Consider the following 4,396-nt stretch of genomic DNA (forward strand, 5'->3'; position numbering starts at 1 on the left):
GTGAACCGCAAGATCATACCGGCATGGATCAGTCCGATGATGGCGAACCCAGAGGTACCGCAGGTAAGCCCATATTGAATGTATTACAACATTCGGGAATTGGACAATGCGTAATAGTGGTTACACGTTATTTTGGTGGCATCAAATTGGGCGCAGGCGGTCTGGTGCGCGCCTATACCAAATGTGCCAGCGAAGCGCTTTTACAACTGGAGAGCGTAGAGTTTATACCGCGTATGAGTCTCCAAATCGAAACTCCCTACAATTTATTAGCCAGCATAGAGCATTGGTTTGAGCAAACCGAAATAGTTGTGAATAGCAAGGAATTTACCGAACAGGTGCGCCTGGAAATAAGTGTTCCCAACTCTTTGCATGAAGCGCTGTTATTAAAATTTAACGAAATTGGTAATGGCAAAATAAGCGTCAAGGAATAAGCCACAAAACGAATACGCCCTCAATTAACTTATTTCAAGGCAGCTCGTAAGTCAAAATATAATAATGCTTGCCGTTTTCTATACTGATGTCGAGTGAACCACTGATACCTTGAAGTACATCTGTGCCGCTGTCTGGCGCAATCGTCACCAGCAGTTCGCGATCTTCACCTTGCATAACACCACGATGCACCAAGGTAAACGCGCCCGCCTTTCCTTCAAGCGTACCGGACACGGTTTCAATGGCCACATACGCTGCCGATCCTTCTACTTTGCTTCGCGTTGCCAGCATTTCACCGAAGCCACTTGCTTGCAGCGGCCCATGATACTGCTTTTCCAGTTTTAGTATATGACTGCCCTCAAGTGGGGTCATTTTCACTGTGAATTCCCCTTTTACTGTATTCACTAATTTACTCTCCAAAGTATTGATTGCCGAATTCTGACATGCGAACAATGTACACAATAATAAACCACAATAAAATTCAGGTTTGAAGTTCATTTAGCCAGTGGATAATTTTTTGTACTGCCTCTGGACCCTCTTTGGCCTCATTCAAGACCTCGTGATACGAGTCCGGATAAATTTCCATTTCCTTGTTGCCATCAGGTACAAGTGTGAACCAGTTTTCTGTAACCGTATGGTCGGTAAGTTTGTCACACTGAGGTACTAATAATAAAAAAGGTATGTGCAATTCATGCAAATGTTCATGAATATATTTTTGTTCAGCCACTAAGGCACGTCCCCAGCCCAAGGTGATCTGATCATGTACCAGCGGGTCATTGACATAAGCATCAACCACCGTTTGGGTACTGCACACATACGCTGGATCAATTTTATTTGATAAAGCCGTGTCAGATAAAAATCGTCCTAAAAAAGCCCCGATCTTAAGCTGCATATTAGCCGCTTTACCAGGCACACCAAAAGCCGGCGCCGATACGATCAAGCTGTCGACATCGGAATGTCTTAAGGCATAGCCTGTGGCGATCAATCCCCCCATACTGTGACCCAATAAATGACAGGGAATATTCGGGTTTTCATTTTTCGTCATTGCGACTAACTGCTGCAAATCGGTGTGATAATCGCTAAAGGCATGCACATGGCCTTGCTTACCCTCAGATTGACCGTGCCCCTGATGGTCAAGCGCATAGACCGAGTAATTTTCGGCATTCAAGGCCTCGGCAATATGTTGATAACGGCCGGAATGTTCGCCCAGACCATGTGCGATAACAATGACTGCTCGAGCTTGATTCACAAGCCAGGATTGGTAAAAGATCTTTTGATCGGCGGAGTTCTTGAAATGCATGGGTAATTTAATAGTATGATGTTTGTGAAATGATAGTAGCACAGGATGAAAAACACCATGCATCACATTGACCCTACCTCTGGACAATTCAAGGCCGCCAAAGACAGGGTTGCACTGGATACCCCGATTCTGATGTTGAATATGCTGCGCTTCAGGGTGTCGGCAAAATACTCCAAGGAAGATCAAGCCACTGCGTGCTCCGGGATTGAGGCCTATCAGCGTTATTCTGACCTCGCGTTCCCGATACTCAAGTCGGTTAACGCTTCTATGCGTTTATACAGCAATGCCCTGGCAACCATGATCGGGCCACAAGATGAAACCTGGGACAGGGTATTTGTGGTTGAGTGGCCAAGTTTTGACGTATTTCTGAATACCGTTATGGATCCTGAATATCAAAAAATAACTTTCCATCGCAGCGCCGCACTGGATGATTCACGCTTGATCATGTTGGAAAATAAACATTGAACAAAACCATGTATGCCGATGTTGCCAGTTTAATCAAAGCCAGTAAGGGTATTGCAATCCTAACTGGCTCTGGAGTCTCGGCAGAATCGGGAATACCTACCTTCCGTGACGCACAAATTGGTTTATGGGAACAATACAAGCCCGAAGAGTTGGCCACCCAGCAGGCCTTTAGCCAAAACCCCAAGATCGTCTGGGACTGGTATCAGTGGCGGCGGCAATTAGTTGCTGAATCACAACCCAATGATGCCCATAATTTAATAGCGCAATTACAAAAATCCTATCCTTTTACACGCTTGATCACTCAAAACGTAGATGGTTTGCACCAGGCCGCAGGCTCACTCGACGTGATCGAATTTCACGGCAATATCACAACCAATAAATGCAATGTCTGTCAGCATGTCGAGGTTAATTCCGATAACTCATCGGATGCAATTCCACATTGTCCGGCATGCAATATTATGTTGCGACCGGGTGTGGTCTGGTTTGGTGAATCGATCCCGCCGCGTGCGTCTAAATTATCGATCATGGCGGTTAAAAATTGCGATCTGTTTTTTTCCATTGGAACGTCGTCACAAGTTCACCCGGCAGCTGGCTTGGCTGACCTGGCACGGCAAAACAATGCCACAATCGTTGAAATAAACCCCAATGCTACCCCGCTAAGCAGTTCTGCTGATTTTGTTTTCCAGGAATCTGCGAGCAAAACTTTGAAATTTCTGGCACAACATATCTTTTAGCCAGGGTTAGACATGCATTACTACAATTTCCTGCTCGTCGGTTAACTTCTCGAAACGCAGGTCCAGCCAGTGTGGCAAGTTCACCCAATAATCGTTGAGTTTTTTATCCAGACGTTTGTAGTTCGATTCAAAAGATTTAACCAGATTCCAGAATGCTGGCGAATGATTGAGTTCTTGCAAATGACAAAGCTCATGCAGCAACACGTAACGTACATAATTCTCAGGCAAAAAAAGCAAACAATAATTCAAATTGATGTTGCCCTTGGGCGAGCAACTTCCCCAACGGGTTTTTTGTCCGCGAAAGGTTAGTCGACGATACACATGGCCGGTTTGTTCGCTGAGCGACTGCATTAGTGGCGTGATATGACACTCGGCCTGTTGCTTAAGCCAGGCGGCAAGTAAATTCACATTTTCTGTGTCTTTATTCAGAGCTGGTAATTCAATCCAGTCTTGATGAACGGCTATCTCCTTCGCGCCGGGTTTGTACACAATTCGCCAGGAACGTTTGAGGAATTCAAGTTTGATACTATCTGGTCGAGTGCTGTGATCTCGCTGTTGGGTTGCCAGATCAAGTTTGCTTTTGTGTTTTTCAATCCAGTCCCGGTGATCGTGAATAAATGCCTGAATGCGTTTATTTGAAGCACGCTGTGGCGCCACAACTTCCACCTTGCCGGAATTATGCAAATAGATTGACAGTCGCTTGGCGCGCTTGCTGATACGGATGGTGTAGCTATTCTCGCATGTGACAGGAAAATCCAGTGCGAGTTGCGCTTGCATTAACTTAAAGCGTGACGGCCAAACGCGTGGCTTGATCGATCGCGCGTTTGGCATCCAGTTCTGCGGCAACGTCGGCCCCACCGATCAAATGCACTTTGATTCCGGCCTCCTCAAGCGGCTCTTGCAATTCACGCAATGGCACCTGACCGGCACAGATCACAACATTGTCCACATCCAGCAGTTGAGGTTCACCACTAATGGAAATATGCAGTCCCTGATCATCAATTTTTTCGTACTGCACACCAGGGATCATATTCACTTTACGGTTAGTCAGCGACAAGCGATGGATCCAGCCGGTGGTTTTGCCCAGTCCTTTGCCCGGTTTACTGGTTTTACGTTGCAACAGATATATTTCACGCGGGCTTTCGGGAATATGCTGATGTTTTTTCAATCCGCCGCGGTTCGTGAGGCTCATGTCCACACCCCATTCATCCATGAATAATTCCACATCGGTGGCCGGTGACTTACCAAGGTGACTGAGATATTCAGCCACATCAAATCCGATGCCTCCGGCACCGATCAAAGCAACTTTTTGGCCCACGTCTTTTTTATGTTTTAAAACATCGATGTAAGTCAAAACTTTTTCGTGATCAATACCATTCAAATTCAATTCACGCGGTAACACTCCGGTTGCCAGAAGCACTTCGTCATAGCCTTGGTCGATCAGGTCGGAACGTGACACTTTGGTTGA

Annotated in this window: 7 protein-coding genes; 3 read left to right on the forward strand and 4 right to left on the reverse strand. The window is 46.0% G+C overall.

The genetic code is table 11. The features are described 5' to 3' along the window. The coding region (locus HKN88_00090) for a DUF1949 domain-containing protein (protein ID NNC96448.1) at window positions 1-431 on the forward strand (431 nt) is incomplete at its 5' end. A 34-nt stretch (window positions 432-465) separates the two neighbouring features. On the opposite strand, the gene HKN88_00095 is transcribed toward HKN88_00090, so the two are convergent. Together HKN88_00095 and HKN88_00100 are read right to left on the reverse strand one after the other, a co-directional pair. After that, a complete protein-coding gene (locus HKN88_00095; protein NNC96449.1) occupies window positions 466-834 on the reverse strand; it encodes a DUF3224 domain-containing protein in 369 nt (122 codons plus the stop codon). Between the two features lie 76 nt (window positions 835-910). After that, window positions 911-1,729, reverse strand: a complete 819-nt coding sequence (locus HKN88_00100; GenBank protein NNC96450.1) for an alpha/beta hydrolase — start codon at window positions 1,727-1,729, stop codon at window positions 911-913. A gap of 57 nt (window positions 1,730-1,786) precedes the next feature. Between HKN88_00100 and HKN88_00105 the strand changes: the two genes are divergently transcribed. After that, a complete protein-coding gene (locus HKN88_00105; GenBank protein NNC96451.1) occupies window positions 1,787-2,194 on the forward strand; it encodes a DUF1330 domain-containing protein in 408 nt (135 codons plus the stop codon). Then, entirely contained in the window at window positions 2,191-2,928 is a 738-nt protein-coding gene (locus HKN88_00110) for an NAD-dependent deacylase (protein ID NNC96452.1), read from the forward strand. Before HKN88_00105 ends, HKN88_00110 begins: the two co-directional genes overlap by 4 nt. Before the next feature lie 6 nt (window positions 2,929-2,934). Here the strand turns inward: HKN88_00110 and HKN88_00115 are convergent, their stop codons facing one another. Together HKN88_00115 and HKN88_00120 are read right to left on the reverse strand one after the other, a co-directional pair. Continuing rightward, on the reverse strand, window positions 2,935-3,759 hold the full coding sequence (locus tag HKN88_00115; protein ID NNC96453.1) for a M48 family metallopeptidase: 825 nt from the start codon (window positions 3,757-3,759) through the stop codon (window positions 2,935-2,937). Continuing rightward, the coding region (locus HKN88_00120) for an FAD-dependent oxidoreductase (GenBank protein ID NNC96454.1) at window positions 3,710-4,396 on the reverse strand (687 nt) is incomplete at its 5' end. The genes HKN88_00120 and HKN88_00115, both read right to left, overlap by 50 nt.

This window comes from Gammaproteobacteria bacterium, assembly GCA_013001575.1.
In the GTDB taxonomy this organism is placed as follows: domain Bacteria; phylum Pseudomonadota; class Gammaproteobacteria; order Steroidobacterales; family JABDMI01; genus JABDMI01.